The sequence below is a fragment of the Actinosynnema sp. NPDC002837 genome (assembly GCF_040295345.1).
Taxonomy (GTDB): Bacteria; Actinomycetota; Actinomycetes; order Mycobacteriales; family Pseudonocardiaceae; genus Actinosynnema.
In genome coordinates, this window is record NZ_JBEOVG010000093.1 from 1 (window position 1) to 15,494 (window position 15,494).

Consider the following 15,494-nt stretch of genomic DNA (forward strand, 5'->3'; position numbering starts at 1 on the left):
ATATCAGTTTCCCGGCCCCCCCCGGCCCTGGGGGGGGGCCGGTGCGGACACCGCGGGCGCGGAGCCCGCGGCGGGCGTCCAGCCGCGGACCGTCACCCTCGTCACCGGTGACCGGGTGGTGGTGACCGGCGAGGCGGTCGGGTCGCTGCGGCCCGGTCCGGGTCGCGACGACGTCACCTTCCACTCGACCTATCGGGACGGTCGGCTCAACGTCGTCCCCGAGGACGCGCTCAAGGGCATCGCCGCGGGCAAGCTCGACCCGCGGCTGTTCGACGTGACGGGCCTGATCGAGGCCGGCTACGACGACGCGGGCAGCGACCACGTGCCGCTCATCGTCACCGGCACGCCGACCACCGGGCTGCGCTCCGCCCGCGCGCTGCCCGGCGCCGTCGCCACCCTGGCGCCCAAGGCGGACGCCGGGGCCGTGTTCCGCGACCTGCTCGCCGACCCCGGCGTCACCAGGGTGTGGCTCGACGGCGTGCTGCGCCCGTCCCTCGACCGCTCGACCGCCCAGATCGGCGCGCCGACCGCGTGGCAGGCGGGCCTGACCGGCAAGGGCGTCCGGGTCGCCGTGCTGGACGGCGGCGTCGACGGCGAGCACCCCGACCTCAGGGGCAAGGAAGTCGCCGAGCGCAACTTCACCGCCGACCCGGACACCACCGACCGCACCGGGCACGGCACGCACGTCGCCGCGACCATCGCCAGTGGCAACCGGACCTACCGCGGTGTCGCGCCCGACGCGCGCATCCTCGACGGCAAGGTCTGCGGTGACAACGGCTGCCCCGAGTCCTCCATCCTGGCCGGCGTGCAGTGGGCCGTCGACGAGGGCGCGGACGTCGTCAACCTCAGCCTCGGCGGCTACGACTCACCGGGCGTCGACCCCCTCGAGGAGGCGATCAACCAGCTGACAGAGAAGACCGGCACCCTGTTCGTCGTCGCCGCGGGCAACGGCGGGCGGTCCAAGTCGATCGACTCGCCGGGCAGCGCCGACGCCGCGCTCACCGTCGGCGCGGTCCGGCACGACGACGACCTCGCCCACTTCTCCAGCCGCGGCCCGCGCAACGGCGACGACGCGGTGAAACCCGACATCACCGCGCCCGGCCTGAACATCGTCGCCGCCAAGGCCGCCGAGGGCACCCTCGGCACCCCCGTCGGCAGGCGGCACGCGGCCCTGTCCGGCACCTCGATGGCCACACCGCACGTCGCGGGCGCGGCCGCGCTGCTCGCCCAGCAGCACCCCGACTGGACCGGCGCGCAGCTCAAGGCCGTCCTGATGGCCTCCGCCAAGCCGAACCCGGGGCTGTCCGTGTTCGACCAGGGCACCGGCCGGGTGGACCTGCCGCGCGCGATCACGGCGAACGTCGGCGCCACGCCGGTGAGCGTCACGTTCGAAGAGCAGCTGTGGCCCCACCACGACGACACCCCCGTCACCAAGACCGTCACCTACCGCAACAGCGGTTCCGAGGCCGTCACGTTCGACCTCACCGCCGAGCTCCGCGGCCCGAACGGCGCCGCCGCGCCCGCCGGCCTGCTCACCGTGGCCCCGGCGAAGGTCACCGTGCCCGCGGGCGGCACGACCGCCGTGGCCGTCACGGCGGACACCAGGGTCGGCACGCTCGACGGCGTCTACTCCGGCGCGCTGGTCGGCGGACCGACCCGCGTCCCGGTCAGCCTCGCCCGCGAGGTCGAGAGCTACGACATCGCGATCGAGAACATCGACGCCGACGGCAACCCGGCCCTGGACAACTCGACCGCGCTCGTCGGCATGGACAACGACGTCTACGAGACCTTGTACGGCCCCGACGGCACCGCTACCGCACGCGTGCCCAAGGGCGAGTACATGGCGCGGGCGGTCATCCGCTCCTGGCCCAAGACCTGGGTGCTCGCCCGGCCGACCCTGACCGTCGACGCCGAGCGCACCCGCTACACCTTCGACGCCCGCGTCGCGAAACCGGTGCAGGTCACCGCGCCCGATCCCACCGCGGCGCCGATGATCGGCGACATCAACGTGTCCCGGCTCCTCAACGGCAGGCGCGTCGTGCTCAACACGGCTTTCCTCGGCGGTTTCGGGGACATGGCGCTCGGTCACGTCGGCCCGACCCTGACCGACCAGGAGCTGACCGTCTCGATCGGCGCGCAGTTCCAGAGCCCGCCGGTCGACGGCACGCCGACGCACTACCGGTTCCGCTGGATGGAGCAGGGCGCGGTGCCCACCGGGTACACCCGCGCGCCGACCAAGGCCGAGCTGGCCGAGGTGCGGACCACGTTCGCGCCCGGCCCGGCCGACCGCCAGTACCTGCACAGCGGCAACGCCAGCCCGCCGGACGGCTCGGGCGGCTGGTCGGTGGGCCTGCCCGTGCCCTCGGGCGGCGCGGTGGTCGACCTGGTCACGCCCGACCGGCTCACCTGGAGCTGGGGCTTCCAGCGGCTGTCGCCGCAGTACCGGACCGAGGCCGACTACTCCTCGTTCAACCGCACCTACCGGCTGGGCGAGAAGCACTCGGAGCGGTTCGGGCACCCGGTGCTCGGGCCCGGCCTGTCCGGCTACTCGGCCACCTACCTCGGCGTGCACGAGGACCGCGTCACGGCGCAGGTCCCGCTGATCAACGACCGCGACGGCAACCTCGGCCGCGGCAGCCACGAGTCCGCGCGCACCTCGGTGTACCGGGACGGGCGGCTGGTCGGCCAGATCCGCGACCAGTGGGGCGAGTTCACCGTGCCGGAGGGCGAGGGCCGGTACCGGGTGGAGCACGACGTGGTCCGCGATCCGACGGCGCACGAGCTGACCACGCGGGTCAGCGGCGCGTGGACGTTCCGGATGGCGACCCTGCCCGACGGGCACGGCCGCCGGCTGCCGATGTCGGTGGTGCGGTTCAACCCGGAGCTGGACGCGGCCGGCGGCACGCCCGCCGGACGGCTGCTGAGCGTGCCGCTGGTGGTGGAGCAGCAGGACGGCGCGGACAACGGCGAGGTGGGCCAGGTCCGGGTGGACGTGTCGTTCGACGACGGCAAGACCTGGCGGCGCGTGCCGGTGGCAGGAGGGGCGGCCCTCGTGCGGCACCCCGACGCGGCCGGGTACGTCTCGCTCAAGGCGTCCGGCGCCGACAGCGACGGCAACACGTTCGAGCACACCGTGATCCGCGCTTACAAGATCACCCGCGGGTAGCGCCCCGCGCTGACGCCCCGGGTCGGTCGACCACCGGCCCGGGGCGTCGGCCAGGCGGGAGGGTCAGCCCCAGACCGGGAGCCACGCCTGCCAGCGGTCCTCCTCGCAGGAGTTGCGGCGGTTGAACTCGGCGGCCACCTCGACCCCGAACAGCAGGCCGCTCACCTTGGCGTACTCCGGCCCGAAGACGCGGTCGTAGCAGTGCGCCGTCGGCGGTGGCGGCTTGATCGTGCCCGGCGACTTCCGGATCGCCTCGCACGCCGCCTTGGGCTGCGGGTGCGTGCCGCCGTCCGGGTCGCAGGTGAGGCGGAACTCCCGGACGACCGGCGTCAACCGGCCGTACACGGAGATCGTGAGGTGGGTGGTCGGGTCGGCGGTCGGGGCCGCGGTCGCGGCGGGTGCGAGCACCGCGGCGAGAGCGGTCACGACGGACAGCAGGGACAGCGCCCCGCGGAGCGAGCTGATGACGGACACGTCGGTCTCCTCCAACTGATCTGCGTTGACCAAGGTGGAACCCGGTACGGGCGGCGGCGGTGCCCGCACCAGTAAACCACCTGTCCACTGTGGACGGACTTCGGCAGGCCGCAGGGCCCCGCCCACCCCCGCCGGCCCGCGTGCCGCCGCCGCCGGGCACCATCTGGGTCGACCCCGGACGACGATCGAGGACGACCGACGATGACCCTGGCGCACGCGACGCTGACCGAGAGCTGGCGGAAGACCGGCGTCACCGAGGGCATGACGCTGATCGTGCACTCGTCGCTGTCCGCGCTGGGCCCGGTGGACGGCGGCGCGCCCGCCGTGGTCGACAGCCTGCTCACGGCCGTCGGACCCGCCGGCACGGTCGTCGTCCCGGCGTTCACGCCGCAGGTCGCCGACCCGGAACCGCACCGCCGTGGCGTGCCCGACGAGGACCTGCGGGCCCGGCGCGCCGCCGTGCCGCTGTTCCACCCCGGTCTGCCCAGCCCGATGGGCGCGATCGCGGAGGCGCTGCGCACCCGCCCGGACAGCGCGCGCAGCACCCACCCGCAGGCGTCGGTCGCCGCCGTCGGCAGGCACGCGCGGGACGTCGTGGCGCACCAGCCGCTGAACTTCGCGCTGGGCGCGGACTCGCCGTTCGGCCGGCTGCACGACCTCGACGCGCGCATCCTGCTGATCGGCGTGCGGCACAACCGCGACAGCTTCCTGCACCACGCCGAGACCCTGACCCCTCGGCCGAGGCTGAAGCTGCGCCGGTTCCCGACCCTGGTGGCCGGCGAGCGGGTGTGGCTGGAGGCGTTGGACGTGGGCGACGACAACAACACCCACTTCCCCACCGTCGGCGACGAGTTCGAGCGGCGGGCGGGCGTCGAGCGGACCGAGGTGGGCCGGGCGTCCTGCGTGCTGATCCCCGCGCGGCCGTTCGTGGAGTTCGCGGTCGGACGGCTCACCGAACTGCTGGCCGGCGTGCCGGCCGCCCGGTAGCGCCGCACGGCACGGTCAGGCGCGGTCGAGGACCACGGTGTGGTCGACCCGGTCCGGCGGTGGCGCGCTCAGCCGCCACCGCGCGGACGTGGCGGTCAGGTTCACCGTCACCGAGTCCGCCGACACCCGGTCCACCGCACCGACCCAGTGCGCGTTGCGCGTGACCAGGTCCGCCACGAGCGCGCCGTCGGGTTCCGCCACGGCGTCGTCCAGCGCGGTGCCGGCCAGGAGCGCGAGGAGCCGGCCCAGCACCGCGGCGGGCAGGGCCGGATCGGTCGACTCCAGGGCCACGTAGCAGTCGTCGTGGCCGGAGAACCACACGCGCGAACCGACGAGGGCGGGCAGCACCGGGTCGTGGTGGGCGGCGGTGCCGAGGGTGAGGGCGATCTCGTCCAGCCGCTCGGCGCTCGGCGGGGCGGGCAGGTCGACCAGGGTCAGCTCGTACGGCGACCACCCGGCGAGGAAGCGGGGCAGGTCGTCACGCCGCAGCACGAGGACCTCCTCGCTGAGGCCGACCACGCCGGACGCCAGAGTCCCCAACTGGTGCGCCCACCCGTCGACGCCCTGCTCGGCCGCGATGCGCGACGGCGGCCACTGCCGGTATTCCTCGTCCAGGAAGCTGGTAGTCGCCAGGTCGACGACCAGGATCGTCTCGTTCGCCGCGGCCACGACGAGGTCGGCAAGCTCGGCGGCCGTCGCCGCGGTCGCGTCGAGGCGCCAGGAGCCGTCGACCTCGCGAGCGCTGAAGCTCAACGGGAACGGCGTGCCGCCGAACCCGAGGCGGTTCACCCCGAACGCGCTGTCACGCACGATCACCGCCCGGCAGGGACCCCGCCAGCGCGGTGACGGCCGGGTGCCACTCGCGCCCCGGCGGGCCGCTGACCACCAGCCGGCGCACCACCCGCGGCCGCAACGGCACCAGCGCCAGCCCCGGCACCAGCATCGACGCCACCAGGCCGGGCACGATCGAGACGCCGACACCGGCCCGCACCATGGCCAGCAGCGTCCCCAGCTCGCGCACCCGGTGCAGCGGGTCGAACGGCAGGCCCGCGTGCACCTGCCGCACGTGCCGCTCGCACCCGCCGCACGAGAGCAGGAACGGGTCGTCCGCCAGGTCCGCCACGTGCACCTCGCCGACACCGGCCAACGGGTGGTCGGTGCGCAGCAGGGCGTGGAACGCGTCCTCGCCCACCGGCACGCCGTGACCGGGCGGCGGGTCGACCACGACGGCCATCTCCACCGTGCCGTTGGCCAGCCACTCGGCCACCTCGTCGTCCTCGCCCTCGAACACCCGCACCCGCACGTGCGGGAACTCCGCCTCCCACCGGGACATCAGGTCCGGCAGCAGCCCCTGGCACACGGTCGGCGGCGCGGCCAGCTTGATCGTGCCGCGAGCCGCCCCACCGTGCCGCGCGGCCAGGTCCGTGATCGCCACCGAGGCGGCCACCGCGGCACGGGCGTGCGCCACGACCTCCGCGCCGAACGCCGTCGGCCGCGGCCTGCCGCGCCGGACCAGCACCGGGTGGCCGAGGGTGCGTTCCAGCGCGGCCACGGCGTGCGACACGGCGGACTGCGTGAGGCCCAACGCGTCGGCGGCCGTGCCGAAACCGCCCTCGTCCACGACGGCGAGGAACGCGCGGAGCTGCGCGAGGTTCAGGGCCATGAACAACTCTCATGGGTTGGCGGACGTGACTTGTTGGACTCATCATCGCAGGTGCGGAGATCCTCACCCGGTGCAGACGTCCGGGAAGTTCGTGCTGCTGTCCGTGATCTGGGGCGGCAGCTTCGCGTTGATCAAGGTGGCGGTGGACGCGGGCGTGCCCGCGGTGTGGGTGGCGTTGTCCCGCTGCCTGTTCGGCGCGCTCACGCTGTGGGCGATCTGCCTGGCGCAGGGCGCGGCCGTGCCGCGGGACCGGCGCACGTGGGGCCACGCGGCGGTGGTCGCGCTGCTGCTCAACGCGGTGCCGTTCACGCTGCTGGCGCACGGCGAGACGCAGGTCAGCTCGGTGCTGGCCGGTGTCTTCAACGCCACCACGCCGTTGATGACGCTGGTGTTCGTGCTGCTGATCGTGCCGGGCGAGCGGACGACGGGGACGCGGGTCGCCGGGCTGCTGGTCGGCTTCACGGGCGTGCTCGTGGTGCTGGGCGCGTGGCGCGGGTTGGCGGGCGGTGTGCTCGAAGGCAGCCTCGCCTGCCTGGCCGCGACCGCGTGCTACGGCGCGGGTTTCGCCTACACCCGCCGGTTCTTCTCCGGTGGCGACCACAGCGCGAGCGCGTTGTCGGCCGTGCAGATCACCTGCGCGACGCTGCAACTGGCGCTGGTCGCGCCCGCGTCGGGCGGCTTGCCGTCGTGGCCGGGGATGTCGGCGGCGGTGGCGCTGGTCGTGCTCGGCGCGGCGGGGACGGGCCTGGCGTACGTGCTCAACCTGGACGTGATCCGGGCGGCCGGGCCGGCGGTGGCGTCGACCGTCACCTACGTCGCGCCGCTGTGGTCGACGGCGATCGGCGCGGTGCTGCTCGGCGAGCCGGTGGGGTGGACCACGCTGGTCGGCGGCGTGGTCGTGATCGGTGGTGTGCTGCTGGCCCGATCCCGGCCGAATGTGAGGATCACTGCATGAACGCGATCTACGTCTTCGTGCCGGGCTCCAACAGCAACTCGTTCCACTGGTCACCCCTGCTCCGCGAACTCACCCTGCTCGGCCGCCGCGCGCTCGCCGTCGACCTGCCCGGACACGGCTTCGACGCCCCGTTCTCCCCGTCGTACCAAGCACCTCAGGACCTGGCCGCGCTGGCCACCGCGCCGTCCGGGCTCGCCGGCGCGAGCCACGCCGACAACGTCGCGCACGTGATCGACGTGGTGCGGCGCGCGGGCGAGCACGGCCCGGTGGTCCTCGTCGGGCACAGCCGGGGCGGGATGACCGTGACCGGCGTGGCGAACGCCGTGCCCGACCTGCTGCACCGGGTCGTGTACGTGTCCGCGTGGTGCTGCGTCGACGTGACCGCGGGCGGGTACATGGAGGGGCCGGAGTGGGCGTCGAGCGCGCTCAACGACCTCCCGGGCCTGCTCGCGGGCAACCCGGCCGACCTCGGCGCGCTCCGGATGAACTGGCGCACCGCCGACCCGGACCTGCTGGCCAAGCTCAAGGCCGCGATGCTGGCCGACGGCACGGACGCGGAGTTCCTGGCGGCGCTGAACACCCTGGAGCCGGACGAGAGCCTGGACGGCGGCAGCGACCGCGTCGACCCGGCGGCCTGGGCCCGCCTGCCGCACACCTACGTCCGGCTCGCCGACGACCGCTCGGTCCCGGTCGGGCTGCAGGACCGGTTCATCCGCGAGGCCGACGCGCTGCTCCCGGACAACCCGTTCGACGTGCACACCCTCGACACCAGCCACATGGGCTTCCTGGTCCGCCCCCGGCGCGCGGCGGAACTGCTCGCCGGACTCGCGTAGTCCCGGTCCGCCGCCAGAATCCCGGTTTGTCGAGTTATTGCGTGACGCTGCTCACTTCTTGCATGCTGATGCCGTCCCTCCAACGAAGGAGCGTGCGGTGCCCCTGTCACGCAGGACATTCCTCGGGTCGGCCCTGGCCGCCTCCGCCCTGACCACCACCACGTCGACCCCGGCGGGCGCGGCCAGCCCGCCGGGCGACGTGGTCGGCAAGATCACCGTCGGCTACCAGGGCTGGTTCGCCGCCCGGGGCGACAACTCGCCGATCGACGGCTGGTGGCACTGGAGCGACAACTGGGGTCAGCCGCCGTCGCCGACCAACCACGCGCTCATGTCGTGGCCGGACATGACGGACTACGCGAACAAGTACCCGACGGCGTTCGGCGCCCTGGGGAACGGTCAACCGGCGACCGTGTTCTCCAACCACGACTACCAGACCGTGGACGTGCACTTCCGCTGGATGCGCGAGTACGGCTGCGACACCGCCGCCCTCCAGCGGTTCAACCCGACCGGCGGCGAGGGCCCGATCCGCGACGCCGTCACCGCGCACGTCCGGCGGGCCGCCGAGGCGCACGGCGTGAAGTTCTACCTCATGTACGACGTCACGAACTGGACTAACATGCAGTCGGAGATCAAGGCCGACTGGACGGCGAAGATGCGCGCGTACACCTCGTCCCCCATGTACGCGCGCCAGAACGGCAAGCCGGTGGTCTGCGTCTGGGGCTTCGGCTTCAACGACCCCGGCCGCCCGTTCACCCCGCAGCAGTGCCAGGACGTGGTCGACTGGTTCAAGGGCCAGGGCGTGTACCTGATCGGCGGCGTGCCGACGCACTGGCGGCGCGAGATCGAGGACTCCCGCCCCGGGTTCGCGCAGGTCTACCGCAGCTTCGACATGCTCTCGCCGTGGATGGTCGGCCGGATCGGGACCGTGGCCGACGCCGACCACTTCCACGCCAACGTGAACTCGCCGGACCTGGCGGAGTGCGCCCGGCTCGGCATCGACTACCAGCCGTGCGTGCTGCCCGGCGACCTGTCCCGGCGGCACCGGGCGCACGGCGACTTCATGTGGCGGCAGTTCTACAACATGTGCCGCCTCGGCGTGCAGGGCATCTACATCTCGATGTTCGACGAGTACAACGAGGCCAACCAGATCGCCAAGACGCCGGAGACGCAGGCGGGCATCCCGGTCGGCTCGGGCTTCCTCGCCCTGGACGAGGACGGCACGCGGTGCTCGTCGGACTACTACCTGCGGCTCACCGGCGACGGCGGCCGGATGCTCAAGGGCCAGCTCGCGTTGACGTCCGTGCGCCCGACCAAGCCGATGCTCACCGACACACCGCCCGTCGAGCGCGACCTGGCGGCGGGCAGGCCGACCACGCAGAGCAGCCAGACCCAGCACTACGGCAGCCACTTCGCGGTGGACGCCGACCCGCACAGCTACTGGGAGAGCGCGAACGGCGCGTTCCCGCAGTGGATCGGGGTCGACCTGGGCGCGGTGGCCGCGCCGCGCCGGATGGTGCTGAGCCTGCCGCCGAACCCGGCTTGGGGACGCCGCACGCAGACCATCGCGGTGGAGGCGAGCACGGACGGCTCGGCGTTCACGACGGTGGTCGGCGCGGCCGGCCACGTGTTCGACCCGGCCACCGGCAACGCGGTCACCCTCGCGCTGCCCGCCGGGGTGAGCGCCCGGCACGTGCGGCTGCGGTTCAGCGGCAACACGGGCTGGCCGGCCGGGCAGCTGGCCCGGTGGCAGGTCTTCGGCTGAGCGCCTGGGAGCGCTCCCACGGTACGCTGCCGCGCATGACGAGCGTTCTGGTCACGGGTTCGGCGGATGGCATCGGTCGGGAGACGGCGGCGACGCTGGTCTCGCTCGGGCACCGGGTGGTGCTGCACGCGCGCGACGAGGCGCGGGCCGGGCAGGCGCTGGCCGCCGTGCCGGGCGCGGCCGGCGTGCTGGTGGGCGACCTCGCGTCGCTGGCCCGGACCAGGGAGCTGGCGGCGGCGGCCTCCGCCGAGCCCTTCGACGTGGTGATCCACAACGCGGGGCTGGGGGGCGGCCTGCCCGAGCGGACGGTCACCGAGGACGGCCTGGAGCTGTTGTTCCAGGTCAACGTGCTGGCGCCGTACCTGCTCACGGCCCTGATGCCCCGGCCGCGACGGCTGGTCTACCTGACGTCGGGCCTGGAGTCGCAGGGCGTGGCGGACCTGGACGACCTCCAGCACGAGCGCGGCCCGTGGCACGGCATGCAGGCCTACTCGGACTCCAAGCTGCTGGACGTGGTGCTGGCGTTCGCGGTGGCCCGGCGGTGGCCGGGCGTGCTCAGCAACGCCGTCGACCCGGGCTGGATCAAGACCAAGCTGGGCGGCCCGAACGCCACCGACGACCTGCCGACGGGCGCCGACACCCAGGTGTGGCTCGCGACGAGCGACGAGCCGGCCGCCACCGTCACCGGCCGCTACTTCAAGTGGCGCGAGGACCTGCGGGCCAACCCGGCCGCCTACGACGTGGAGGTCCAGGAACGCCTGCTCGGCGCCTGCGCGGAGCTCACCGGCGTCGCGCTGCCCTGATCACGGCGTCGCCACGGGCAGCACGACCGGGGTGAAGCCCTCCTCGGCCAGGTCCGAGTCGTGCGGTGCCCAGCCCGCTCCCGCACCACCGCCGTGCGAACAGCCACCGCGAGAGCACCGGACGGTGGCCGGGGCGCCGATCGCCCAGCCCTGCCCACGCCGCGCGCGGTAGTGGTTGGCCCGGTCGTGCGGCCCTTCCGCGGAGCCTGCCGAAAAGGACCCGTCACCGCCGGGCCGGGTTGCCTACGATCCCGGCGTGCCAAGACCGCCGCGGACCGTGCTGTCCGCGTTCGGCGTGACGGCCGAGCCCGTCGTGCTGCCCGGCGGCCGGGGCGGCACGTGGCGCGCCGGCGGGGTGGTGCTCAAGCCGGTGGACTTCGAGCCCGAGACGCGGTGGCGGTCCGACGTGCTCGCCGCCCTGCCGCCGTCGCCCGCGTTCCGGGTCGCCCCTCCCGTGCGGTCCGCGTCCGGCGACTGGGTGGTCGACGGGTGGGAGGCGTGCCGCTTCGTGGCGGGTGAGCCGGACGTCGGCCGGCCGGACGACGTGCTGCGGGCCGGGATCGCGTTCCACGAGGCCGTGCGCGACGTGTCCCGACCCGCGTACCTCGACCTCCGCGACGACCCCTGGTCGGTCGGCGACCGGGTCGCCTGGGAGGAGTCGCCGGCCGACGTCGGCCCCGCGGCGCTCGACCTGCTGGAACCGCTGCTCGCGGCGCGGGCTCCGGTGGACCTGCCGGCCCAGGTCGTGCACGGCGACCTGGCGGGCAACGTGCTGTTCGCCGCCGGCCTGCCGCCCGCGGTGATCGACTGGCCGCCGTACTGGCGGCCCGCGTCGTGGGCGGCGGCGGTCGCGGTGGTGGACTGCCTGTGCTGGCACGGCGCCCCGCCCGACCTCGCCGACCGGTGGTCGCACCTGCCGGCGTGGGGACCAGGTGCTGCTCCGGGCGTTGATCTACCGGATCGTGACCCGGGACCGGGCCCGGGGGACTGGCCGGCGGACCAGGTCCGCGCCTACCGGCCCGTGATCGACCTGGTGGCGGCCCGGGTCAGCGGGCGAGCATCTCCTCGGTGACCTGCCACAGCCGGGTGGCCGCCTCCGGGTCGAGCGCGTAGGCCGCGACACCGCGGACCAGCGTGTCGCCCCGGCTCGGCAGGGCTTCGGCGCAGTCCTCGAAGTACCGGCCGCCGACGCCCTCCAGCAGCGGTGACGTCGCCAGCAGCACCGAGGTGGCCGCGCCCTGCTCCGGGGTCTTCAGCTGGTAGCCGTCCGCGGCGGCCCGGTCCCTCATCGCCCGCAACTGCTCGCCGTCGACGTGGCGCTGCAGGTTGGTGTCGATCCCGCCGGGCATCAGGGCGTTCACCGTGATGCCGTCGGCCGCCCAGCGCTTGTTCGCCTCCACGGCGAACAGGATGTTCGCGGTCTTCGACTGGCCGTACGCCGTCCACGGGTCGTAGGGGCGCTCGGTGTAGTGGATGTCGTCGAAGACGACCGGCGACATGAGGTGCGCGCTGGAGCTGACGGACACGACCCGTGCGCCCTCCAGGGCCAGGAACCGGTGCAGGCCCGTGGTCAGCGCGAAGTGGCCCAGGTGGTTGGTGGCGAACTGGAGTTCCCAGCCCTCCGGCGTGCGGGTCTCCGGCGCGGCCATCACGCCCGCGTTGTCGACCAGGATGTGGAGGGGGCCGTCCCAGCCGGCGACGAACGCCGCCACGGACGCCTGGTCGGCCAGGTCGAGTCGGGCGACCCGGACGTCGCCGCCGATCTCGTCGGCCACCCGCCGCCCCGCCTCGGTGTCGCGGACCGCCAGCGTGACCTCGGCCCCGGCCGACGCCAGCGCCCGCGCGGTCTCGACGCCGATGCCGGACGCGCCGCCGGTGACCACCGCGCGCTTGCCCGTCAGGTCGATGCCCGCGACGACCTGCGCCGCGGTGGACTCCGCGCCGAACGGCGTGGTGATGTGCTCGCTCATGCCCTGCTCCCCTGTCGTACACTGAAGCGGAGGTTCCTCCGTTACGTTCGACATTAACCGGAGGACCCTCCGCTTAGCATCGAGAGCCGCGTCACACCCGTATGGAGGCACCGTGTCCCGCCCGCTGCGCGCGGACGCCCAGCGCAACCGCGACCGCTTGATCGAGACCGCGCTGGAGGCGTTCACCAACGAGGGCGCGGACGCCACGCTGGACGCGATCGCCAAGCGCGCCGGCGTCGGCATCGGCACCCTCTACCGGCACTTCCCCACCCGCGAGGCGCTGGTGGAGGCGGTCTACCGCAACGAGTTGGCCAAGCTGTGCGACGCCGTGCCCGAGTTGTTGCGCACGCTGCCGCCGCACGAGGCGACCAGGGCGTGGATGGACCGGTTCGTCGAGTACATGGCCACCAAGCAGGGCATGGGTGACGCGTTGCGCGCGGTGATCGCGTCCGGCGGCAACCCGTACGCGCAGAGCAAGGACCGGCTGACCGAGGCGATGGCCACGCTGCTGGAGGCCGTCGGCCGCCCCGACGTCGCGCCGCTGGACGTGGTCGCCACGCTCGCCGGCATCGCGCACACGGTGCCCGACGTCGGCCCGGCGGACGGCATGCTCGACCTGGTGATGGACGGCCTGCGCTACCGGCGGCCCTGACACCGCCCGCTCGTGAACGTCGCTCGTTCGTGAACGCTGCCCGCTCGCGTACGTCGCCCGAACGGGCTACGCCCGGTAACGCACCCGCCCCGCCCGGCGAGTCCCGAACAGGTGGAGCCGAGCGGAGTGGAGCGGGAGATGGTGAACCGTCGGGTGTTCCTCGGTGCGGCGGGCGGCGCGGTGGTGGCGACCGCCGCGGGTCAGCTCGTCGCCCCGGCCACGGCGCACGCCGCCCAGGGCGGGTGGTCGAGGTGCCGGAAGTGCCGGAGCCTGTACTTCCCCAACGTGGCGGCGGTGTCGCTGTGCGCCGGGGGCGGGGTCCACGAGCGCGACCCGTTCGACGGCCTGGTGTACAAAGTGCTGCTGGAGCACGAAGGTGTGGCGGAGCAGGTGGGGTGGCGCTCCTGCGCGGCGTGCCAGTGCCTGTGGTGGGCCGGCGGCTTCTCCGGCCACTGCCCCGGCGACCCCAACGGCCACCGGGTGAACAGCCGGACCGTCCGGGCGTCGTTCGCCTACGTCGTCGAGCACGACCTGAGCACCCCCGAGCACTGGCACCACCGGGGCTGGCGCTCGTGCTTCAAGTGCGCCACCATGTTCCGGCCCGCCTACGGGACCATCCCGGTGGACAACGGCCGGTGCACGGCCCCCTACAGCTCGGGCCACGACGCCACCAACTCGTTCGACTACGCGTTGCAGGTGCAGTCCCCCTAACCGCGCTACCGGCCCCGCACCGCCGACAGCGCGCCGTCGACGGCCGCCCGCCGCGTGCCGACGAGCTGCCGGCCCAGGTCGCCGCGCAACGTGGACAAGGCGTCGAGCGGGTAGTTCTGCCGCACCCGCCACGGGCCGCGGTCGCCCTGGCGCGGGAACGCGTCGATCGCCCGCTGGATGTAGCCGGACGCGAGGTCGAGCATCGGGCGGCGGGTCAGCGGGCGGTCCGGGGTGGGCACGACGGAGGCGTAGCCGTGCCGGTCCATGTGGTTGACCACCCGGCACACCAGGCGCGAGGTCAGGTCGGCGCGCAACGTCCACGACGCGTTCGTGTAGCCGACGCACACGGCGAAGTTCGGCAGCCCCGTGATCATCGCGCCGCGCCAGACGAACTGCTCGGACAGCTCCACCCGCCGCCCGTCCACGCTCGGCGCGATGCCGCCGAAGGCCAGCAGCCGCAGACCGGTCGCCGTGACCACGACGTCGGCCGGCAGCTCACGCCCGGACCGCAGCCGCACGCCGTCGGGCGTGAACGTGTCGACGTGGTCGGTGACGACCGACGCGCGACCGCGCTTGAGGGCCTTGAACAGGTCGGCGTCCGGGATCGCGCACAGCCGCTGGTCCCAGGGGTCGTAGGTGGGGGTGAAGTGCTCGCGGACCGCGGCCTCGTCCTCCAGCACCTTGGTCGACAGCCCGGTGAGCACCTTGCGCGCGGCCTTCGGCCAGCGGCGGCAGAACTGGTAGAAGGCCACGCCGAACAGGATGTTCTTGGTCCGGATCAGCCGGTGCGCGACGGCGGCGGGCAGCAGCTCCCGGACCTTGTCGGCGAGCTTGTCGCGGCCGGGCACCACGCCGACCCACGTCGGCGAGCGTTGCAGCATGGTGACGTGCGCGGCGGTCTCGGCCATCGCCGGCACCAACGTCACGGCGGTCGCACCGCTGCCGATCACGACCACCCGCTTGCCCGCGTAGTCCAGGTCGTCGGGCCAGAACTGCGGTCGCACCACGTCGCCGCGGAACGACTCGACACCGGGGAACACCGGGTCGTGCCCCTGGTCGTAGTCGTAGTAGCCGGCGCAGGAGTAGAGGAAGTCGCAGGTGATCACGCTGTCCACGACGGCGCCGTGCTCGTCGCGGCGGCTGGTCGTCACCGTCCAGCGGGCGGTCTCGGTGGAGAAGTCGGCGGCGAGCACCTTGGTCCGGTAGCGCACCAGCCGGTCGATGCCGAACTGCGCGGCCGTGGCCCGGATGTAGCGGAGGATCGACGGGCCGTCCGCGATCGACTTCGCCTCGCGCCAGGGCTTGAACGGGTAGCCGAGGGTGAACATGTCCGAGTCCGACCGGATGCCCGGGTACCGGAAGAGGTCCCACGTCCCGCCCATCGCGTCGCGGGCTTCGAGGATCGCGACGGACTTGCCGGGGCACTCGGTGCGCAGCCGGTAGGCCGCGCCGACACCGGACAGTCCGGCGCCCACGATCACGACGTCGAGGTGCTCGGGAGTGGTCATGCGCCCAGTG

At 73.8% G+C, this 15,494-nt stretch carries 14 protein-coding genes; 9 read left to right on the top strand and 5 right to left on the bottom strand.

The features are described from left to right. The first annotated feature begins 115 nt into the window (after positions 1–115). Complete coding sequence (locus ABTZ99_RS37340) at positions 116–3,166, top strand: S8 family serine peptidase (protein ID WP_499617879.1); 3,051 nt, start codon at positions 116–118, stop codon at positions 3,164–3,166. Between the two features lie 63 nt (positions 3,167–3,229). Here ABTZ99_RS37340 and ABTZ99_RS37345 read toward each other — a convergent pair whose 3' ends face one another. Continuing rightward, positions 3,230–3,640: an SSI family serine proteinase inhibitor gene (locus ABTZ99_RS37345; RefSeq protein WP_499617880.1), complete on the bottom strand. Its 411-nt coding sequence runs from the start codon at positions 3,638–3,640 to the stop codon at positions 3,230–3,232. A gap of 201 nt (positions 3,641–3,841) precedes the next feature. On the opposite strand from ABTZ99_RS37345, the gene ABTZ99_RS37350 reads away from it, so the two are divergent. Further along, positions 3,842–4,627, top strand: coding sequence for an AAC(3) family N-acetyltransferase (locus ABTZ99_RS37350; RefSeq protein ID WP_498773052.1), 786 nt, complete (start codon positions 3,842–3,844; stop codon positions 4,625–4,627). A 15-nt stretch (positions 4,628–4,642) separates the two neighbouring features. Here ABTZ99_RS37350 and ABTZ99_RS37355 read toward each other — a convergent pair whose 3' ends face one another. Then, entirely contained in the window at positions 4,643–5,437 is a 795-nt protein-coding gene (locus ABTZ99_RS37355) for a hypothetical protein (protein WP_499617881.1), read from the bottom strand. After that, the gene (locus tag ABTZ99_RS37360; RefSeq protein ID WP_498773048.1) at positions 5,430–6,290 is read right to left on the bottom strand and encodes a LysR family transcriptional regulator; all 861 of its coding nucleotides are present in this window, start codon (positions 6,288–6,290) and stop codon (positions 5,430–5,432) included. The genes ABTZ99_RS37355 and ABTZ99_RS37360 overlap by 8 nt, the downstream gene beginning before the upstream one ends. A 70-nt stretch (positions 6,291–6,360) precedes the next feature. Between ABTZ99_RS37360 and ABTZ99_RS37365 the strand changes: the two genes are divergently transcribed. The 5 genes from ABTZ99_RS37365 (at position 6,361) to ABTZ99_RS37385 (ending at position 11,715) form a co-directional block, all read left to right on the top strand. Next, positions 6,361–7,245, top strand: a complete 885-nt coding sequence (locus tag ABTZ99_RS37365; protein ID WP_498773046.1) for a DMT family transporter — start codon at positions 6,361–6,363, stop codon at positions 7,243–7,245. Beyond that, the gene (locus tag ABTZ99_RS37370; protein ID WP_499617882.1) at positions 7,242–8,078 is read left to right on the top strand and encodes an alpha/beta hydrolase; all 837 of its coding nucleotides are present in this window, start codon (positions 7,242–7,244) and stop codon (positions 8,076–8,078) included. The genes ABTZ99_RS37365 and ABTZ99_RS37370 overlap by 4 nt, the downstream gene beginning before the upstream one ends. A gap of 97 nt (positions 8,079–8,175) precedes the next feature. Further along, on the top strand, positions 8,176–9,840 hold the full coding sequence (locus ABTZ99_RS37375; protein ID WP_498773042.1) for a glycoside hydrolase family 99 protein: 1,665 nt from the start codon (positions 8,176–8,178) through the stop codon (positions 9,838–9,840). 35 nt (positions 9,841–9,875) lie between these two features. After that, the gene (locus ABTZ99_RS37380; RefSeq protein WP_499617883.1) at positions 9,876–10,643 is read left to right on the top strand and encodes an SDR family NAD(P)-dependent oxidoreductase; all 768 of its coding nucleotides are present in this window, start codon (positions 9,876–9,878) and stop codon (positions 10,641–10,643) included. A 256-nt stretch (positions 10,644–10,899) separates the two neighbouring features. Continuing rightward, complete coding sequence (locus tag ABTZ99_RS37385; RefSeq protein WP_499617884.1) at positions 10,900–11,715, top strand: TIGR02569 family protein; 816 nt, start codon at positions 10,900–10,902, stop codon at positions 11,713–11,715. On the opposite strand, the gene ABTZ99_RS37390 is transcribed toward ABTZ99_RS37385, so the two are convergent. Next, positions 11,690–12,613, bottom strand: a complete 924-nt coding sequence (locus ABTZ99_RS37390) for an SDR family NAD(P)-dependent oxidoreductase (RefSeq protein WP_499617885.1) — start codon at positions 12,611–12,613, stop codon at positions 11,690–11,692. The genes ABTZ99_RS37385 and ABTZ99_RS37390 overlap by 26 nt on opposite strands. A gap of 112 nt (positions 12,614–12,725) precedes the next feature. On the opposite strand from ABTZ99_RS37390, the gene ABTZ99_RS37395 reads away from it, so the two are divergent. Next, positions 12,726–13,265 (top strand): TetR/AcrR family transcriptional regulator, encoded by a 540-nt coding sequence (locus ABTZ99_RS37395; protein ID WP_498773034.1) that lies wholly within the window; start codon positions 12,726–12,728, stop codon positions 13,263–13,265. A gap of 138 nt (positions 13,266–13,403) precedes the next feature. Further along, entirely contained in the window at positions 13,404–13,976 is a 573-nt protein-coding gene (locus ABTZ99_RS37400; RefSeq protein ID WP_498773032.1) for a hypothetical protein, read from the top strand. Positions 13,977–13,981: 5 nt separating this feature from the next. Here ABTZ99_RS37400 and ABTZ99_RS37405 read toward each other — a convergent pair whose 3' ends face one another. Further along, positions 13,982–15,484, bottom strand: a complete 1,503-nt coding sequence (locus ABTZ99_RS37405) for a flavin-containing monooxygenase (RefSeq protein WP_499617886.1) — start codon at positions 15,482–15,484, stop codon at positions 13,982–13,984. Between the last annotated feature and the right edge of the window lie 10 nt (positions 15,485–15,494).

What these genes read in the sequence shown, in the direction of transcription:
- ABTZ99_RS37350 (WP_498773052.1), top strand. Translation starts at nt 3,842, where the DNA reads ATGACCCTGGCGCACGCGACGCTGACCGAGAGCTGGCGGAAGACCGGC.
- ABTZ99_RS37360 (WP_498773048.1), bottom strand. Translation starts at nt 6,290, where the DNA reads ATGGCCCTGAACCTCGCGCAGCTCCGCGCGTTCCTCGCCGTCGTGGAC.
- ABTZ99_RS37370 (WP_499617882.1), top strand. Translation starts at nt 7,242, where the DNA reads ATGAACGCGATCTACGTCTTCGTGCCGGGCTCCAACAGCAACTCGTTC.
- ABTZ99_RS37380 (WP_499617883.1), top strand. Translation starts at nt 9,876, where the DNA reads ATGACGAGCGTTCTGGTCACGGGTTCGGCGGATGGCATCGGTCGGGAG.
- ABTZ99_RS37390 (WP_499617885.1), bottom strand. Translation starts at nt 12,613, where the DNA reads ATGAGCGAGCACATCACCACGCCGTTCGGCGCGGAGTCCACCGCGGCG.
- ABTZ99_RS37400 (WP_498773032.1), top strand. Translation starts at nt 13,404, where the DNA reads ATGGTGAACCGTCGGGTGTTCCTCGGTGCGGCGGGCGGCGCGGTGGTG.
- ABTZ99_RS37405 (WP_499617886.1), bottom strand. Translation starts at nt 15,484, where the DNA reads ATGACCACTCCCGAGCACCTCGACGTCGTGATCGTGGGCGCCGGACTG.